The sequence below is a fragment of the Clostridium malenominatum genome, assembly GCF_039521365.1.
GTDB lineage: Bacteria > Bacillota > Clostridia > Clostridiales > Clostridiaceae > Clostridium_AW > Clostridium_AW malenominatum.
Window position 1 is genome coordinate 896,756 of record NZ_BAAACF010000001.1, and the last position, 17,369, is coordinate 914,124.

Annotated in this window: 18 protein-coding genes; 12 read left to right on the plus strand and 6 right to left on the minus strand. The window is 32.2% G+C overall.

All coding sequences use genetic code 11. The features are described 5' to 3' along the window. Positions 1-253: 253 nt before the first annotated feature. Complete coding sequence (locus tag ABDZ69_RS04455) at positions 254-1,549, minus strand: IS30 family transposase (RefSeq protein ID WP_343767056.1); 1,296 nt, start codon at positions 1,547-1,549, stop codon at positions 254-256. 397 nt (positions 1,550-1,946) lie between these two features. On the opposite strand from ABDZ69_RS04455, the gene ABDZ69_RS04460 reads away from it, so the two are divergent. The 5 genes from ABDZ69_RS04460 (at position 1,947) to ABDZ69_RS04480 (ending at position 8,773) form a co-directional block, all read left to right on the plus strand. Then, positions 1,947-2,573, plus strand: a complete 627-nt coding sequence (locus ABDZ69_RS04460; protein ID WP_343767058.1) for a TetR/AcrR family transcriptional regulator — start codon at positions 1,947-1,949, stop codon at positions 2,571-2,573. A gap of 49 nt (positions 2,574-2,622) precedes the next feature. Next, positions 2,623-3,894 carry an MFS transporter gene (locus ABDZ69_RS04465; RefSeq protein WP_343769587.1) on the plus strand — a complete coding sequence of 424 codons (1,272 nt, stop codon included), beginning with the start codon at positions 2,623-2,625 and terminating at the stop codon, positions 3,892-3,894. After that, positions 3,875-6,229: an ABC transporter permease gene (locus ABDZ69_RS04470; RefSeq protein ID WP_343767060.1), complete on the plus strand. Its 2,355-nt coding sequence runs from the start codon at positions 3,875-3,877 to the stop codon at positions 6,227-6,229. Before ABDZ69_RS04465 ends, ABDZ69_RS04470 begins: the two co-directional genes overlap by 20 nt. A gap of 18 nt (positions 6,230-6,247) precedes the next feature. Then, positions 6,248-7,000, plus strand: coding sequence for an ABC transporter ATP-binding protein (locus ABDZ69_RS04475; RefSeq protein WP_343767062.1), 753 nt, complete (start codon positions 6,248-6,250; stop codon positions 6,998-7,000). A gap of 171 nt (positions 7,001-7,171) precedes the next feature. Beyond that, positions 7,172-8,773: a CvpA family protein gene (locus ABDZ69_RS04480; RefSeq protein WP_343767064.1), complete on the plus strand. Its 1,602-nt coding sequence runs from the start codon at positions 7,172-7,174 to the stop codon at positions 8,771-8,773. 49 nt (positions 8,774-8,822) lie between these two features. On the opposite strand, the gene ABDZ69_RS04485 is transcribed toward ABDZ69_RS04480, so the two are convergent. Next, positions 8,823-9,047, minus strand: a complete 225-nt coding sequence (locus ABDZ69_RS04485; protein ID WP_343767066.1) for a hypothetical protein — start codon at positions 9,045-9,047, stop codon at positions 8,823-8,825. A 233-nt stretch (positions 9,048-9,280) separates the two neighbouring features. Here ABDZ69_RS04485 and ABDZ69_RS04490 point away from each other — a divergent pair, with 233 nt between their 5' ends. The 3 genes from ABDZ69_RS04490 (at position 9,281) to ABDZ69_RS04500 (ending at position 10,512) form a co-directional block, all read left to right on the plus strand. Next, positions 9,281-9,622 carry a zinc ribbon domain-containing protein YjdM gene (locus ABDZ69_RS04490; protein ID WP_343767069.1) on the plus strand — a complete coding sequence of 114 codons (342 nt, stop codon included), beginning with the start codon at positions 9,281-9,283 and terminating at the stop codon, positions 9,620-9,622. A gap of 131 nt (positions 9,623-9,753) precedes the next feature. After that, positions 9,754-10,137, plus strand: coding sequence for an 8-oxo-dGTP diphosphatase MutT (mutT, locus tag ABDZ69_RS04495; RefSeq protein ID WP_343767072.1), 384 nt, complete (start codon positions 9,754-9,756; stop codon positions 10,135-10,137). Between the two features lie 135 nt (positions 10,138-10,272). Then, positions 10,273-10,512 (plus strand): TIGR04540 family protein, encoded by a 240-nt coding sequence (locus ABDZ69_RS04500; protein WP_343767074.1) that lies wholly within the window; start codon positions 10,273-10,275, stop codon positions 10,510-10,512. A gap of 74 nt (positions 10,513-10,586) precedes the next feature. On the opposite strand, the gene ABDZ69_RS04505 is transcribed toward ABDZ69_RS04500, so the two are convergent. The 3 genes from ABDZ69_RS04505 to ABDZ69_RS04515 all read right to left on the minus strand — a co-directional run bounded on the left by ABDZ69_RS04505 (position 10,587) and on the right by ABDZ69_RS04515 (position 13,060). Next, entirely contained in the window at positions 10,587-10,769 is a 183-nt protein-coding gene (locus ABDZ69_RS04505) for a hypothetical protein (protein ID WP_343767076.1), read from the minus strand. Positions 10,770-11,181: 412 nt separating this feature from the next. Then, on the minus strand, positions 11,182-12,363 hold the full coding sequence (locus tag ABDZ69_RS04510) for an RNA-guided endonuclease InsQ/TnpB family protein (protein WP_343767078.1): 1,182 nt from the start codon (positions 12,361-12,363) through the stop codon (positions 11,182-11,184). Between the two features lie 541 nt (positions 12,364-12,904). After that, entirely contained in the window at positions 12,905-13,060 is a 156-nt protein-coding gene (locus ABDZ69_RS04515; RefSeq protein WP_343767080.1) for a hypothetical protein, read from the minus strand. 232 nt (positions 13,061-13,292) lie between these two features. On the opposite strand from ABDZ69_RS04515, the gene ABDZ69_RS04520 reads away from it, so the two are divergent. The 4 genes from ABDZ69_RS04520 (at position 13,293) to ABDZ69_RS04535 (ending at position 16,721) form a co-directional block, all read left to right on the plus strand. Then, on the plus strand, positions 13,293-14,024 hold the full coding sequence (locus ABDZ69_RS04520) for a tetratricopeptide repeat protein (protein ID WP_343767082.1): 732 nt from the start codon (positions 13,293-13,295) through the stop codon (positions 14,022-14,024). A 97-nt stretch (positions 14,025-14,121) separates the two neighbouring features. Next, positions 14,122-14,835, plus strand: a complete 714-nt coding sequence (locus ABDZ69_RS04525) for an AzlC family ABC transporter permease (RefSeq protein WP_343767083.1) — start codon at positions 14,122-14,124, stop codon at positions 14,833-14,835. After that, complete coding sequence (locus tag ABDZ69_RS04530) at positions 14,835-15,167, plus strand: AzlD domain-containing protein (RefSeq protein ID WP_343767085.1); 333 nt, start codon at positions 14,835-14,837, stop codon at positions 15,165-15,167. The genes ABDZ69_RS04525 and ABDZ69_RS04530 overlap by 1 nt, the downstream gene beginning before the upstream one ends. A 363-nt stretch (positions 15,168-15,530) precedes the next feature. Continuing rightward, positions 15,531-16,721 carry an MFS transporter gene (locus ABDZ69_RS04535; RefSeq protein ID WP_343767087.1) on the plus strand — a complete coding sequence of 397 codons (1,191 nt, stop codon included), beginning with the start codon at positions 15,531-15,533 and terminating at the stop codon, positions 16,719-16,721. 69 nt (positions 16,722-16,790) lie between these two features. Here ABDZ69_RS04535 and ABDZ69_RS04540 read toward each other — a convergent pair whose 3' ends face one another. Continuing rightward, a complete protein-coding gene (locus tag ABDZ69_RS04540) occupies positions 16,791-17,252 on the minus strand; it encodes a GNAT family N-acetyltransferase (RefSeq protein WP_343767089.1) in 462 nt (153 codons plus the stop codon). Positions 17,253-17,369: the final 117 nt, after the last annotated feature.

Genomic DNA, 17,369 nt, shown 5'->3' on the forward strand with positions numbered 1-17,369 from the left:
TTGAAAAGCAATCTTTGTAACTGACAACTGAATATTTGTAAACGAAACGCCACTTTTGTATCCGAAATGCATGTTTTGTAAATGAGATGCAGTTTTTGTAACCAAAATGCAGTTTGATTTTTCACATTTATTGAAGTATTATATTAAAAATAAGCATGCTAAATGGAGGTCAACTCCCTCTCGATTTTTTGTAATCGGAGAATCCACCCCTTAATTCCTTAGATAGATTAGTGGTTGGCGGCACGCATTTTTATTATTTTTTTAGAAGAGTAGGTTTTAATATGATGTCACTGGCGGCAACCAGTGTGCATCCAAGTTTATGCAAAACTTCCTCTCCGTGATAAAAGCTGAATGTTTCGTATGGACTGCGATTATTCAGCTTTTTTCTTTTGTATGAATTAATATGATTCATCATTAGGTTGATATCTTCCTGGGTAAGGTTATTAAAACTTGTTCCTTTAGGAAGTACTCTTCGTATTAATTCATGATTTACTTCAATAGCTCCTTTTTGATAAGGGCTACCTGCATCACAGTAAAATACATTAGTACGCCAAAATGGTGCAGATTCCCTATGTTCAATTGCTTTAGGATTCGAGAACTCACTCCCATTATCCGTAAGGATGACAGGAAACAGTCTGTTGAATATATCTTTTCCGAGATCCTTATCAAGTTGGTTAAAAATATCAGTTACAGACTTTGAGGTGTTTGCATCTCTTAAGAATGCCAGCATTAAACTGCAATCCACGAAGTGAATGGTCAAGAGGCATTTACCACCTTTGTTGCCAATCACCGAATCCATTTGTACCACTGCAGTATCAGGGTTCTTTTCAATAAACGCACCAAACGCTTCGTAATTACGACCAATGCGACAGCCTTTATCCACTTTGAATTCAGGCTTCTTATAACGCTCACGAAACTTGACTTTCCTTGGAAGATCAATGTTTCTGACATCAAAAAGACACGCATCGATGTAATTATAAATGGTCTTTTCACTACACATAAGTTCGTCCTTATGGTTAATGTAAATCTGATTTACAGACTGGCCATTTTGAACAAGTGGCGAAATAATCTTATTCAATCTGGCGATTTCATCTTCAGATACACACAAGCCACTTCGTGATTGTGATATAGATTCATGTGCCTTGATGTGGGCACGCTCTGCATCATATATATTTTTTAAAAGTGTACATTTATAAATGCTTCTACAGCCGTTGCAAACATAAGGAACTCTGAATCTGGCAGTGCAAACTTCTTCAATAAACTCTAGACAGTTTGAATTACAAGAAGTACACAGCTTACAGTAGATAGCCGACTTTCTGGTGCATTCTTTGCCACAGACGTTCTTATTTCTACAGTTAATGCGATTCTTACAAGCATTGAATGGAAATCCAGGGTAACCTGTAGCAATTTCGGAACTATACTTTCGGACTTCTCTGGAAATGGTAGTTGGATTTTTTCCCAGCCTGCGGCTAATTTCTTTAAAGGAAAGACTCTCTTTTAAGTATTTTTGCAATTCAAGTCTTTCTTCATAAGTAAAAAATTTAGACATATATGTCCTCCGTTCTGCCGCCAACAATCATAGAATATATAAAACAAAACTAATGAGCAAACAAAAAGACTGGTAGCTAACCAATCTTTTGTAAGCTAGGATGCAACCACCTAGCGGATAAATATTTATTATTATTAATACAACCTAGTTGATATCGGAAGGGTTACATTTCGATTTGCAATTAAGGACTCTTTAATTATCCAGCAGTAGGTCAGGTACTACTCGAAATTTATTATTAAATATAGAATATATGATAAAGGGGTTGAACTATTAAGGCTTGTCCATGTAGTCACTCTATTAAAAATTTAATTACAAAAAAGTGTTGACCAATAGGAAATGGTATAATATACTATCACTAGACCGACTGTCGGTCGAGTACATAGAATGGAGTGAAATTATGAGAATTACTAAAGAATATAATGAAAGAAAGAATGAAATTCTTGATGCTGCTGAAAGGCTGTTTCGCTTGAATGGATATGATAAGTGTACTATTAATGACATACTTAAAGAGGTTAGTATTGCAAAGGGTACTTTTTATCATTATTTCAAATCTAAAGAAGAAGTTTTAGATGGGATTGTATTGCGATATAAAGATATGGTAGTTAATAGAGCCAATGAAATACTTAAGATAGACGATATTAGGCCAGAAGAAAAGTTGATGGGTGCATTTATGTCAATGAGTATTATAAACCAGATTGACGGTGATATGCTAGATGACATGCATAAAATTGAAAATGCCTTATTACATCAGAAAATGTTGAATCAGATTGTTATAGCTATGGCTCCTATTCTAGTAAAGATTATTGAAGAAGGAACTGAAAAAGCTGGATGGAACTGCAGATATCCTTTGCAATATATGCAGATTTTTCTAGCATCATCATTATCCTTAACGGATGAAGGTATTTTTGAATTAGATGATGATTCACAGATGAAGGTAATGGCAGCATTGATTTCCATGCTTGAAAAAATGCTGGATGTTCCTGAAGATTCTTTTATGAGATTATTTATGCAGAATCAAGGATAGATATAAAAAATGAGAAGGGGATAGAAGGGGAAATATTATGAAGAAATTTATGACTATATGGATTGGGGAACTGATTTCAAGTATTGGCAGTGGGATGACTGCCTTTGCTGTTTCAGTTTATGTTTATCAACTTACCGGAAGTGCAACATTGGTATCTGTTGCAGCACTTGTAGCATTTTTACCAACAATTTTACTGAGTCCTGTTGGAGGAATTCTTGCTGATCGTTATGACAGAAGGCTTATGATGATAATTGGTGATTCTTTTTCAATGATAGGTCTTCTTTATATATTTATTTGTATACAAACAGGTAATGGGGGAGTTATGCCTATATTTATTGGCGTTGCCATAAGTTCAGTTTTTGTATCACTGCTTGAACCTGCCTATAGGGCTACTGTTACTGATTTGCTTTCCGAGGAGGAATATGCCAGGGCAAGCGGTTTAGTTCAAATTGCGGCGAATTCTAAGTATTTGATATCTCCAGTTATAGCTGGACTAATCCTTTCTGTTGCAGATATCAGGGTAATTTTAATAATTGATATGGCAACATTTTTTGTAACGGTTTTTACTATAGCGGCAGTTAGAAAGAGTATCCAAACAGTTAAGCCTAACAAGGATAATTTTAACTTTTTAAAGGAGTTCAAAGAAGGAACTAAAAGCATTACCTCTAATAAAGGGGTAATGAGTTTAGTAGTTCTGATGGCATTTATGTGTTTTTTTATTGCTTTTATACAGACTTTGATGACGCCTATGGTTCTTTCCTTTGCTGATGAGAGAACACTTGGAATTATGGAGTCCGTAAGTGCTGTTGGTATGTTAGTTGGAAGTGTTGCTATTGGTATTTTAAACATCAAGAAAAATTATTCCAGGATTCTTGGGGTTTCATTAATAGCAGCAGGTATTTTTATGGCATTGACTGGTACAACAACTAGCATATGGTTGATTGTAGTTTTCTGCATTTTATTTTTTACAGCGCTACCCTTTATTAACACCTGCGCAGATGTTTTAATTCGTATCAGTATACCCAATGATGTGCAGGGAAGGGCATGGGGAATGATAAGTATTCTTACACAAATAGGTTTTGTTTTAGCATACGCGGTCTGCGGTGTGCTAGCTGATTATGTGTTTGGACCCATGCTGATGCAGGATGGCATTCTTGCAGGGAGCATAGGTCGTATTATTGGCACCGGAGAAGGACGTGGAATTGGTTTGATGCTTATTATTGCTGGTATAGTAATGGTTACATTTGCTTTTATATTTGGATTTAGTAAAAGTATTAGGGAGATGGAAAGGAGTGATTTAAATGAATTGGTTAATAGTTAAAAATGATTTTATAAAAAATAAAATGATTAATTTGGCATTATTTTTATTCATGATGTTTTCGGCAAGCCTTGCAGTTTTGTCAGTGCTAATGGGTGTACAGACCTTTACATCTATTTCTAAATTATATAAGACGGCAGAGCCCCCTCATTTTGTTCAGATGCATAAAGGAGAAATCAATGAGGAAAAGATAAATAAGTTTATGTCAGAAAATGAATTAGTAATTTACAATCAAACCCTTACAATGATTGATGTCTATGGGGAAAATCTTACTATTGTTGGTAAGGATAATACTTACGACCTTTCTGACTGCCGTCTTGACATAGGTCTTGTAAAGCAGAATGAATTAAAGGATTTACTCTTAAATTCTCAACATGAAAAAGTAACTATTTATGAAGGCGAAATTGGGATTCCTGTACTATTGAAGGAAATGTATGATATGAAAATTGGTGATCATGTTATTTTGACAAGCAATAATGTGAAAAAGGAGTTTGTAATCAAGGAATTTATTTTGGATTCAATGATGAATTCTCCAATGGTCTCTTCTACAAGATTACTGTTAAGCCATAAAGATTTTAATAACCTTCAAGGCAAGGTTGGAGAAAAGGAATATCTTATAGAAGCATATTTTGCCAATACAAAAGAGGCTTCAAATTTTAAAACTGTTTATGAGAATGCAGGACTTCCTCAAAGCGGTCAGGCAGTAACCTATTCAATTATTTTTCTACTCAGTGCACTAACGGATATTACAACTGTATTTGTTTTGCTTTTGGTGAGCTTGCTTTTAATTATTGTTTCTTTTATATGTGTTAGGTTCACAATCATGGCTGCTTTGGAGGAGGAAATTCAAGAAATTGGTACTATGAAGGCTATTGGGCTTCCCTTTAGGGATATTAGGGATATTTATATTTATAAGTATAGAGCACTAGCTTTTATAGGTATAATAACAGGATATATTCTAGCGTTATTACTTAGTAGCGTAGTTACAAAGCATATCACCTCTACCTTTGGAGATATAGGTATGTCAACTTTGGCGGTGGTATTATCCCTTGTTGCTGGTTACTTAATTTTTCTTCTTATTAATTATTACTGTAAAAGGATATTAAAGAAAATAAAAAAGGTTACCGTTGTTGACGCTCTGGTTAGGGGAAAGGGCTTTGGAAAAAATAAGGGAGGTATAAAGGACGGACTATATAAATCAAATAGGCTTCCTGTTAACTTGCTCCTAGGAATACGTGAGGTTTTTTATAAGTTTAAAAACTGGGTAATAGTATTTGCAGTTGTGTTAATTACTGTAATGATGATTATGGTTCCTGTCAATTTGTTGAATACCTTTGAAGCACCTGAATTCATCACTTATATGGGAAGTTCTCTTGAGGATATCCTAATTGAAGTGGAGAATGGGGAGAACCTTGAAACTAGATATGCTAATGTAAAACAGCTTTTACAAAAGGATAATACTATTGAAAACTATTATGAATACCGAAGTGTACGTGTTCAGACTATTGATGCTGAAAATAAGCTTATGAATCTTAATATAGACTGTGGGTCTAGTGCAGGAAACGAATTGCAATATCTTAGTGGGAAGGCTCCAGAAGGTGAAGATGCACTTGCTCTTTCCTACCTTTACGCCAATGAAAAAGGAAAAGAGTCTGGGGACAAGATTGAGATTTTAATTAATGACAAGAAAAAGGAATTTGTAATTTCGGGAATCTATCAGGACGTTACCAGCGGTGGATATACAGCAAAGTCAAAATATAATTTTTCAGAAGTTGATGCTGAAAAATATTCATTTTCAGTTAATCTCAAAGATAATGTAGAAGTGGGAAAAAAGGCTGATGAATGGTCTAAAAGCTTTGGAGCAGGAGTAACGGTAGACCCAATGGAGGAATTTATTAATCAGACCTTGGGTGGAGTTTCAAAACAACTTGCCACTATAGTATTTGCAATTGTCATCATAGGCATTGCCTTAACAATGCTTATAGCTATTTTGTTTTTAAAGCTCCGTTTAGTAAAGGATTTATCGGAAATAGCAGTTCTAAAAGCTATAGGATTTTCTGAACAGGATATAAATAAGCAGTATATGATAAAAATGGGATGCGTTTCAATACTAGGAGTTTTGGTTGGAATTATATTAACGGATCTCTTAGGGGAAAAGATTGTCAACGCTGCCTTAGGTGTTGCAGGAATTGGCATTAAGAAAGTCAACCTCATTACCAATCCTATAATGGAATATATCATTTGCCCGTTGTTATTGATAATGCTTATACTGGTGGTAACATGGATTATTATGAGAACAATTAAAAAATATAATATTATTTCTATTATTAAAGAATAGAGAGTCTGGAGGTGCAATGTGAAAACAATATTGGAAGCAAAGAATTTATGTAAAAGCTTTGAAGGTACAGTGGTATTAAATGATATAAATTTTAGGGTTGATGAAGGCGAGTTTATAGCAATTATGGGACGGTCTGGATCTGGAAAGTCTACATTGCTTTATAGTATAAGTGGAATGGACAGACCAACTTCAGGTAATGTGCTGTTTTGTGGGAAAGATATTTCTAAGTTAGATGATGGGAAGATGAGCGAGGTAAGGCTAAAGCATATGGGATTTATTTTTCAGCACTCACACCTTCTAAAAAATTTATCTATCCGAGATAATATTGTACTCCCTGGATTTAAAGCAGGTGCTTTGTCTAGGGAAGAGGTAAATAAATATGCTAATAGTTTAATGCTTAAAACAGGAATTGACAGTGTAGCGGGTCATGATGTTAAAAAAGTTTCGGGTGGTCAGTTGCAGCGTGCAGCAATTTGTAGGGCACTGATTAATAAACCTGATGTTTTGTTTGGGGACGAACCTACTGGAGCATTAAATAGTAGTACCACGAGAGAAGTGATGGATATAATCAATTCTATAAATGGCGAAGGTACAACAGTCATCATTGTTACTCATGATGCTAAAGTGGCAGCCAGAGCAAGTAGAGTGATATATCTTATGGATGGAAACATCCATGATGAACTAACATTGGGAAAATATGAGGGAGACGAAAAGGTAAAATTATCTCGTGAGAAAAGGTTAGCAGAATGGTTAGAAAAGCAGGGATTTTAGCTCTCTATATAGTTACCTATTATATTTACTGTTATAAGTTTAATATAGAAATGGAATAAAGTTTATGCTAAACTGACATTAGAAAAATATGAGGTTTGTGAATAGGTTGTCTAGATGACTAAAAAGCGGAGACATTAGGTATGACAACATAAGAATGGAGAGAAGAAATATATGTCAAAAGGTATAAAAAAGAGTTTAATGCCCATAGTCATAACCATAATTGCGGGAATCATAATTTACTATGTAGCTTTGCCTGCTATAAATTTTAAATCCATGGCATTTTGGTTGTATGTTCTTGTACTAGCTTTGTTGCTTGAAACATCCTTAGTTATAGCTGGTTTCATGGCTACAGGGAAATCTCAAAATAGCGCTGGGTCTCACGTAAAAGCCCTCGGCATAGGAATAACTTTATTTGTGGCAGCTTTTATTATTTCTATTTTTTCAAGTAATAGATTCTTTAATTCATCACGCTATGTGGGTTTAATGAAAGACAATATAAAGGAAGGGGATTTTTCAACTTATAAGGCAACCTTAGAAAATGTTCCTCTGCTTGATAAAGATTCAGCTATTCAAATAAGCAATAGAGAGCTTGGAAGTCTGGTTGATGTAGTGTCGCAGTTTGAACTTGGAGAAAATGAGCAAATAACTTTGAAGGGGAAGTCAGTGCGTGTTTCTCCTTTATATTATGGAGGCTTTTTTAAGTGGAATAATAACAAACGTGAAGGAACTCCTGGGTATATAAAAATTGATATGATGACTCAGGAAGCAGAGCTTATAAGGTTAAAAGAGGGTATAAAATACAGTCCCAGTGAGTTTTTTGGAAGGGACTTAAAAAGGTATTTAAGAATGAAATATCCTTTTTCTATGTTTAGTTCATTTAATTTTGAATTAAATGAGAATGGAGAGCCCTTTTGGGTAGTTCCCGTTGAAAAGCATACAATTGGTATGTTTGGTGGCGTTGATGTAGATTATGTTTTATTGGTTAACGCTGCAACAGGTGATACTTACAAATACTCTTTAGATGAAGTGCCAGAATGGGTAGATAATGTGTATAATTCGAATTTAATTATTTCACAGTATGACTATTATGGAAGCTTACAAAATGGATATTGGAACTCTGTATTTGGTCAAAAGGGAGTTAAAGTAACAACTGAGGGTTATAATTATATTCCCCAAGGAAATGACAATTGGATATATACGGGAGTAACTTCTGTAGGGCGGGATGAAAGCAATATAGGTTTTATTCTGGCAAACAAGAGAACGAAAGAAACCATTTATTATCCAGTTTCTGGTGCTGAAGAGTATTCTGCCATGAGTAGTTCGGAAGGGGTCGTACAGCACTTAGGTTATAAAGCCACATTCCCCCTATTATTGAATGTTGAAGGTCAGCCAACTTATATGATGGCATTAAAAGATGCTGGCGGATTGGTTAAAATGTACGGAATGGTTAATGTTGAAAAATACCAGATTGTTGCCACAGGAGAGACCATACAAAGCTGTCAGCAAAAGTACAGAGAGCTTCTAAAAAATAACAGCATATCCGTAACAGAAACGGAAACAGAGCGTGTGTCAGGTGTAATAGAAAACATTAAAACAGCTGCAATAGATGGAACTACCTACTATTATGTAAAGCTTATATCTAAGGAGTCGTATTTTGCATTAAGTGTGAAGGATAATCAGCTTATACTTTTAAAGGAAATTGGAGATACAATTAGCCTAGATGTAAATAAGAAAAACACTGGAAAAATAAGAGATGCATTACTTATAGAATAAGATAGTTAGAATCATCAGGAGCAAGCAATTCGCTTGCTCTAAAAGACTATTACGCGTAATCCTTATTTTTTTTATGAATTATATATGCTAACATAATTAAAAATATTAATAAACATAAAAACTTAAAATAAGGTTCAATTATTGTGCCAATTATAAATTTATCCTTAATCAGAGTTAATGGATCAGAACCGAAAATAGATGCAAATAAAAGTATAAATGCTATTGCTGATAAAAACCCCAGTATTCCCCATTTAATTCTATTTTTAAAATTCATTATTTCATACCTCCAATAATTTTTGAATTATATATAGCCTACCATAAATGTAACTAATTGTATATATAACTTTAAATATAGTAATGTTGAAAATTTGGAGGAAGGTTTGTCAACCTGAGGAAACTATGATAATATATAAGCCTATAAAGAAACCCATATGTGTTTTGTAAAAAGGAAATTAAAAATAATTTTTATATATTATAATTAACAATAACCAATGGAGGAAATGAAATATGCATGATTTGCCAAATTGCCCAAAATGTAATTCAGAATATACTTACGAAGATAGAGGTTTTTTTATTTGTCCAGAATGTAGTCATGAGTGGAATTCAGAATCACAAACTGAAAATAATGAAGATAAAAAGATTATTAAAGATGCAAATGGAAATGTCTTAAACGATGGTGATTCTGTAACAGTAATTAAAGATCTTAAAGTAAAGGGAAGTTCATTAGTGGTAAAGATTGGTACAAGGGTAAAAAATATTCGTTTGGTTGATGGTGACCATGATATTGATTGCAAAATCGATGGTTTTGGAGCTATGAAACTAAAATCTGAATTTGTTAAAAAGATATAAATAGCTTAACAGAAAATATAATATTTAATTAACAGTGGAGCACACACATACTATATAAAATCTATGTGTGCTCCATTAGCAAATAACCAGTAGAGGTTATTTAGAATAATTAAACGAAAGAAGTGTATTCTATGAAAGAAGTAACAGCAGCGATTATTACAAAAGATGATTTAATTCTAATAGCTCAAAGAGGAAAAGATGAAAATTTAGCAGGAAAGTGGGAGTTCCCAGGAGGGAAAATAGAATCAGGTGAAACACCACAAGAGTGTTTGAAAAGAGAGATTAAAGAAGAATTAAATATAGAAATTCAAGTGGGAGAATTTTTAGGGGAAAGCATTTATACTTATCCTAATGGACAAATAAAGTTAATGGGATACTTTGCTACAATAGTTAAGGGGAATTTTGAATTATCCGTTCATGATGAAGTTAAGTGGGTAAGCATTGATGAAATTGATAATTTCGATTTTGCACCAGCAGATATTCCGTTAGTTAAAAAGTTGAAATTCTCACGGTAATATATGAACTTCCGGTTTAAGCCAAAAGGCATTATTAGTATAATAGGTAAGTAAAAGATTTATTTTTCTTTGCAATAATTCTTCAAAGGATGTATTATAGTTATATTAAAATTTATGATTTATAAAGGAGTTACTATGAAAGCAATACATAAAGATCCTAAAGAACTAGGGTATAAAATTAAGGATTTAGTAGACACATATAATGACGGATTAATTTCTTATGAAAAGTTTGAGGAAATAATTATTGAAATGATAGAAAAGAATGAAGATAGAGTTTATAAAAATGGATTTATGCCATCAAAATTAATTAGTATTATAGGTGAAGATAGAAAATCAATAATAGATGAAATAAAAAATAAAATGAAGAATCAGTAGTTTATTATGAAACAAAATTCGTTAGTATATAAAAATAGGATTGTAGCTAGATAAGTTACAATCCTATTTTATAATTACTTTCCTTCTTTTTTCATAAATTCTTCATGTTTTTTCTTTTGAGTTGAATTTCCTTTTTTTGCATCAAAGTTAATTGGGAGATATTTTTTATCAATTATTTTTTCATAGTCTATATCAGTAAAATAATCACAAAAACTAATTTCCGCATAAATTAATCTATTATTTTCTTTGTCAGTCAAGGCATAAATATAACCACTATCGTCGGCATAAACTGCACTTACTGGATAATTAAATCCAGTTGCACCATATACAAGATAATCTTTAGAAGAATTTAAATTTGATAATCTCTCACCCTCTTTAATAAAATCTTCATCATTGGAAGTATATACAAGGTATGATACAAAATGTGGGTCAAATGAATTATAATAATAATAACAAAAATCTTCAACTTTTGCTGAATCTGGGATACTTTTGGGGAATATATCATTGATATGTGTACCGTTACATAAAACCTATTAAAAGCTATAAATTTAATTAAATCCACACTTTTATGTTTATTTCTCTATTCATTGTATCCCATTTCACCTTAGCTACTTTGGTTTTTATGACACTCCAAGAGCGTAATTTCGGGTGTAACTCACCCTACATGTATTAGGATACTTTGTATCTTGACAAATTAATAGCTGCATTCAAATCTCTATCTATAGAAATTCCACATTCTTCACAGTTAAACTCTCTTTCAGAAAGGGATAGTTTCTGTTTTATATAGCCACATTCTGAACAAGTTTTACTGGAAGGGTACCATTTATCTGCTCTTATAAATTCTATGCCATACTTTTTACATTTATATTCCAGCATAGTGTGAAATTCATGCAATCCCTGCTGTGATATAGACTTAGACAAATGTCTATTTTTCATCATACCACTAACATTTAAATCTTCAACAACTATCCTCCATGGCTTGGTTTTCACTATTTCGGTAGTTGTTTTATGCCTGTAATCTGTTCGAGTGTTAGTTAGTTTTTTATGCAACTTATTAATTTTAGCTTCAAGCTTTATGATATTTTTAGTTTTGGCATATTTTTTACCATCTCTATTCATTTCATATTTTCTTGAAACTCTTCTTTGTAGTCTTTTTAATCGCTTTTCTAATTTCTTTATTTTAGGTGTTTTATTGATGTTGTCATATTTTTCGCCATTTGAACATACAGCTAAATCTTTTATACCAACATCAATACCTAAAGGTTCAGGAATTAATTTTACTTTTTCCTCTTTCTGAACTTTAACATTTACACTAATATACCAATATAAACCATCAAAACTTATTCTTGGATTTAAGTATTCTACTCCTTCGCCGAAGGGGACTTTCTCTTTTTCTGATAGCTTAATCCAATTGAATTTTTGTTTATTTTTCTTTTTGCTTTCAGTAAGTTTTTCTAGCTTTACATGGGTTTCGGTAAACTTAATTTTTACTGTATCAACATAAAAGCTAGGCTTAGATTTTTTTCTGCTTTTGAATTTAGGAAATTTACTTTTACCGCTAAAAAACTTCGTATAAGCATCACAAGCATCTTTTGTAGCCTGCTTTGTTATATTGTTGCTATAATAATTTAGCCATTTATACTCATCAAGTTTTTTTAGCTGAGTAAATTCCTTTCTTAAATCCTTATCATTAATAAATCTTCCACCATTTTTACCTGTACCCTTTAGGGTGTAGTTTTCTTGTTGCCTACCTAAAGTCCAGTTATAAGCAAATCTTCTAACTCCTGCACATTGAAACAATTTAGTAATTTGCTTATTATTAGGTTCAAGCCTTATTTTAAATCCCTGCATTCCTTCTTCACCTCATCTCTTATGGTATAGTTTTCCCAATTGAGGTGATTTCATACGATTAAATCGAACTTTTGTTTCCATTGTGAATTTAACTAAATTTACACTTTTATAGGTTTTATGATATTTATCTATAAACGCTACTTTATAGATGCAATTTTGCTTACGCTAATTGCCACTTCCTTTCGGAACGTGCGTAGACTATTTCTTCACCTTCACCATTATGTGTTAAGGGCGACCCATTTCCACCGCCAATAGCTTGCAGTGTACTCCCTCGCGGGATAGTCGTTTGACCTTTCTCTATTCGAGACTTGGCGACCAAAGATCCATTGTACTGATACTTAGGTTTTAACCATATATCAATCCTTACACTTGTTTCAGCTTTCGCAACCTTCATAAGACCATATTTCACATCTTATTGTGGTAGTAAGGCTTTAGGAATTACTGGTTTTAAGGTCGTGTCCTATGCAGATTTCTCTACATACGAGGCTAAACAGTGCTAAAGTTATAAGTATTACTATATTTTTATACATTTTTATAACTTTTAGGCAACTGTTATATTACCCTCATTTCCGAAATATTTATTATAATTTCGTACGTTAGTAGTTTTATCTCTTTCTATCCACATTGCACAAAAACCAAGCGTTAACGTAATTAGCATAATAGAAAAAATTAATAATATTTTTTCTATCTTTTTCATTTAGTTCATCTCCTTTCAATTCTAAAAGTTGTTTTAATATGGAAAGTCCCACTATATATATTAAATATACCATAAATTTCAATTTTTGAACTAACGCATTTTATATTTATCCTAAAAAGTTTTAACCCCAAAAAAATTTATATAAACAATAACCATGATATAATGTAAATATAATACAAATAAAAGATGAAGGTAGAAAGGGTAAATTATTTTTTATTAAGGAGACGATGATATGTTAGTAAACCGTATTGGATTTATAGTTTTCACTTTTTTATTGATGATTATATCCTCAGTTTTAATTAAGAATGTTATTATAGCAGGAATCATTACATTTACTATTGTAATGATTTGTTACATAATTATTGGCTATATGAGAAATAAAAAAAGAATGGACTTATTAGAAGAAGAGTGTGATCCTGAAAGGTTTTTAGAGGCTATAGAGAAGCAAAGGGACATTGTGGGTAAAAAAATTAAATATAATACTTATTTAAACATTGATAAAGCAGCAGGACTTATTGTTATGGGAGAATTCCAAAAGGCAAAGGAACTTTTGCTGTCCATTGACAAAACTTATTTGTCAGCAAAAAATGGCACATTACTTATATATACATTAAATTTATTATCTTGCTTATATGAACTTGGAGAAGTTTCTTATGCAGAAGAAATATTCGAGAATGAAGTTCCCTTATTATCACCTGTGAATCAAAGAATGACTTTAGCTATGAAATTGCTAGTGGCAGAAAGGTTTTTGTTTTTAAATAGATATGAGGAAAGTAGAGAAAAATTTCAAGAGTTATTAAATGATAAGTTAAGTAAACGTGTAAGGATAAGTGTGTTATATAATCTAGCAATAATAGATGAGGAGACTGGGGATATGGACTCTGCACAGAAAAGATATAGAGAAGTGGTGGACAAGGGTAATAAATTGTGGATAGTAACAGAAGCTAAAAAACGTTTGAAGTAATAACCTTAAAAAAAACCTGAAGGACTTGTCTAAAATGGTAATAAGTGATAAACTATGAACGGTTATTATTTTATGCAACAAAGGAGTAAATCATAGAATGGAACAGATTGAATCTATAAATAGCTATTCCAAGGGTTTTAAGGAGGGCATGCCTATTGCTCTGGGATATCTGCCAATATCTTTTACCTTTGGCATGATGGCAGTAAATATGAAGCTTCCTATCTGGGTGGCTGTATTTATTTCAATGACAAACCTTACCTCCGCGGGACAGTTTGCCGGGATTGGTTTGATTTCTGCCGGTGCCCCTTGTTTAGAAATGGCACTGACACAGTTTATAATAAATATGCGATATGCTTTAATGTCTTTGTCTCTTTCCCAAAAAGCAGACAAGTCTATGAGCAGATTTCACAGAATTTTAATATCTTTTGGCATTACGGATGAAGTTTTTGCGGTGGCAAGTGGACAACCATATGAGATTGGAAGACGTTATATGTACGGCTTAATAACTGCTCCGTACTTTGGGTGGGCTTTAGGTACTTTCATGGGAGCGGCAGCAGGTAGCATTTTGCCTGAAACATTACGTTCGGCTTTAAGTATTGCAATCTACGGAATGTTTATTGCAATTATTATTCCCCCTGCAAAGCGTTATCGTCCTGTACTAAAGGTAATGGTGGCATCTATGATTATTAGCTGCATTTTGCGCTTTACCCCTGTACTCAATAGACTTTCAGGTGGCTTTGTAATTATTATATGTGCTGTGGTAGCTTCAGCCTTGGGAGCTAAATTATTTCCTATTAGGGAGGCGGATTAATGAGTACTTATAGAATTTTAATATATATTTTTGTAATGGCAGGGGTTACATATCTTATTAGAATGCTTCCTATGGTTATATTTAAACAAAAAATAGAAAGCCCTTTTTTAAAGTCCTTTTTATTTTACGTTCCTTATGCTGTCCTTGGTGCAATGACGTTTCCAGAAATTTTAACCTCCACATCTTCTATATGGTCTGCCATTGCAGGAGGAGTTATTGCAGTTTTTTTAGCTTTTAGAGAGAAAGGGCTGCTTACGGTAGCATTATCTGCTTGTTTTACAGTTTATGTAACGGAATTGGCATTAGGTATCATGAGGAATTTATTATTTTGAAAGTCGTAAATATATAGTCATAATTTATAAATCATGCTATAATTTATAGTGAATAAAATTTTAAGTGAGGTAAAAGATGAGTACGTTTGGTTATTCATACATTCGAGATTATTTGAGTGTAATATGCAATATAACATTCATTTTTGGATACTGTGGGAAAAGTGCGTCCAAAATTGAATATATTGTGAAGTAACCAGTAGTAGAATCTTTCAAACTTAGATTTAAAATAAAGAAATTATAATATAGTTAAAAATATAAGCCTAAGTAGAAACCTATCTATTTAGGCTTTTTTGCGCGCATTTTGGTGGGAGGGTAAAAAGCAAAGACTTATAGAACCCAGTAAATATAACGGAGGAAATTATTATGGAAGCTAATAAATATAAATTAAAATCTAATATAGTTAAAAATTATATATTTATCTTTTTAAATAGACTTGATTTAACTCAAGGGGTGTGGATGATATACCTTGCTGTAAAGGGAATGAGCCTAACACAATTAGGAATTTTAGAGGGGATATTTCATTTAACCTCCTTTTGTATGGAAGTACCTACGGGAGTTGTTGCGGATTTGTGGGGAAGAAAGATTAGTAGAATACTTGGAAGAGCATTTTCTTTCATAGGCACTATAGTATTAATATTTTCAAATAATTTTTATATGTTTGCCTTATCTTTTGCTATTTCAGCCATATCTTATAATTTAGAATCGGGAGCAGGGGATGCTTTGATTTATGATTCCTTAAAGGAGATAGGAAAAGAAGAAGAGTATATGAAGGTTAACGGTAATAAGGAGATGTTTATGCAAATTGGTACTCTTGTTGCATTACCTTTAGGAGGATATTTAGCTGCTAAGAATTACTTACTCCCTTTTGTTTTAAGTGCTGTAATAGCATGTATAACTTTGGTACAAGCAGTTTCCTTTGTTGAACCTGATATTCATAGGGAAAAGGGGGGAAATAAAAAAGTTTTAAATTTATTGAAAACACAGGTAGTAGATAGTGTAAAAGTAATTAAAAATAATAAAAAAGTGGGATTTTTTATTGTGTTTATCAATGTTATATCTTTATTTATTACCACATTATTTTATTATCTTCAAAATTACTGGAAGGTTCAAGGGCATTCTGAGTTTAAAATAGGGATTTATTTATCCATATCCTCATTACTTGCAGGAATCATGGCAACAAAAGTTTATAAATTAGAAAGGATATTAAAGGAAAAAGGAATACTTGTTTTTATGCCCTTTATAATTATTTTAGCCCTGTGGGGAATTGCTTTAACGGATTATTCACCAATATTTTATGTTGTCATTGGCATAGCAGATTCAATTGCTTATGTTACCATAAGTGATTATATTAATAAGCTGATACCTAGCGAAAATAGAGCTACTATATTATCTTTTGAAAGTATGGTGTTCAGCTTCTTGATGATATTTATATTTCCTTTGATTGGTAAGATAGGGGATGCTATTTCTTTAAATTTTGCTTTTAAAGTTATGGCAGGTATTGGAACCATAATGGTTTTGTGGAATACCTATGTTTTGAAAACTACAGATAGATAATGAGTAAATACGCTAAATAAAAAAGAAGGTAAATAGTTTTTTAAAATTTAAAGCTATTTACCTTGTCTATTAACTTTTCTGCTCTAAAATTACTCTCTTTTTATAAAAACCATACCTTTTATAAAATTCTAATACATTTTCATTTCCTTCTGTTACCCCGATTATCTTTGTTTTTACTTGATTGCTATTTAGCCATTCTAATGCTCTATTCATTAATTTGTCCCCTAAACCATATTTACGATATTCTTTTTCAACAAAAAGAGATTCAATTTCTCCGATTAATTCTTTATTAATTATACTAATACAATAACCAATATATAAGTCTCTCTCTACATCTTTAATTAAATCCACTTTAACTTCCAAACTGTTATCATTAACAAATTTCTTTTTTCTAATCTCAAATTTAAGATTCATGAAGCTATCTGAAAAATGGTCTGAGTTAGCTTCGTGATGTTTATTCAACTTTTCCCATAAAGGTTTTATAAAATCAAGTAACTCTCTACTTCCAGCTACAAATTCAAAATTATTCATGCTTAATTCTCCTTTTATATTTACAATATTATAACATTAATTTTCTATATAATTAAGCAAATTTTGGTTTGATTTCTTTCACATTTTAATCCTACTATTCGAGCACATATTAATGAT

Coding starts and splice junctions, on each gene's coding strand:
- ABDZ69_RS04455 (WP_343767056.1), bottom strand. CDS start 1,549: ATGTCTAAATTTTTTACTTATGAAGAAAGACTTGAATTGCAAAAATAC.
- ABDZ69_RS04460 (WP_343767058.1), top strand. CDS start 1,947: ATGAGAATTACTAAAGAATATAATGAAAGAAAGAATGAAATTCTTGAT.
- ABDZ69_RS04465 (WP_343769587.1), top strand. CDS start 2,623: ATGACTATATGGATTGGGGAACTGATTTCAAGTATTGGCAGTGGGATG.
- ABDZ69_RS04470 (WP_343767060.1), top strand. CDS start 3,875: ATGAATTGGTTAATAGTTAAAAATGATTTTATAAAAAATAAAATGATT.
- ABDZ69_RS04480 (WP_343767064.1), top strand. CDS start 7,172: ATGTCAAAAGGTATAAAAAAGAGTTTAATGCCCATAGTCATAACCATA.
- ABDZ69_RS04485 (WP_343767066.1), bottom strand. CDS start 9,047: ATGAATTTTAAAAATAGAATTAAATGGGGAATACTGGGGTTTTTATCA.
- ABDZ69_RS04490 (WP_343767069.1), top strand. CDS start 9,281: ATGCATGATTTGCCAAATTGCCCAAAATGTAATTCAGAATATACTTAC.
- mutT (WP_343767072.1), top strand. CDS start 9,754: ATGAAAGAAGTAACAGCAGCGATTATTACAAAAGATGATTTAATTCTA.
- ABDZ69_RS04500 (WP_343767074.1), top strand. CDS start 10,273: ATGAAAGCAATACATAAAGATCCTAAAGAACTAGGGTATAAAATTAAG.
- ABDZ69_RS04510 (WP_343767078.1), bottom strand. CDS start 12,363: ATGCAGGGATTTAAAATAAGGCTTGAACCTAATAATAAGCAAATTACT.
- ABDZ69_RS04515 (WP_343767080.1), bottom strand. CDS start 13,060: ATGAAAAAGATAGAAAAAATATTATTAATTTTTTCTATTATGCTAATT.
- ABDZ69_RS04520 (WP_343767082.1), top strand. CDS start 13,293: ATGTTAGTAAACCGTATTGGATTTATAGTTTTCACTTTTTTATTGATG.
- ABDZ69_RS04525 (WP_343767083.1), top strand. CDS start 14,122: ATGGAACAGATTGAATCTATAAATAGCTATTCCAAGGGTTTTAAGGAG.
- ABDZ69_RS04530 (WP_343767085.1), top strand. CDS start 14,835: ATGAGTACTTATAGAATTTTAATATATATTTTTGTAATGGCAGGGGTT.
- ABDZ69_RS04535 (WP_343767087.1), top strand. CDS start 15,531: ATGGAAGCTAATAAATATAAATTAAAATCTAATATAGTTAAAAATTAT.
- ABDZ69_RS04540 (WP_343767089.1), bottom strand. CDS start 17,252: ATGAATAATTTTGAATTTGTAGCTGGAAGTAGAGAGTTACTTGATTTT.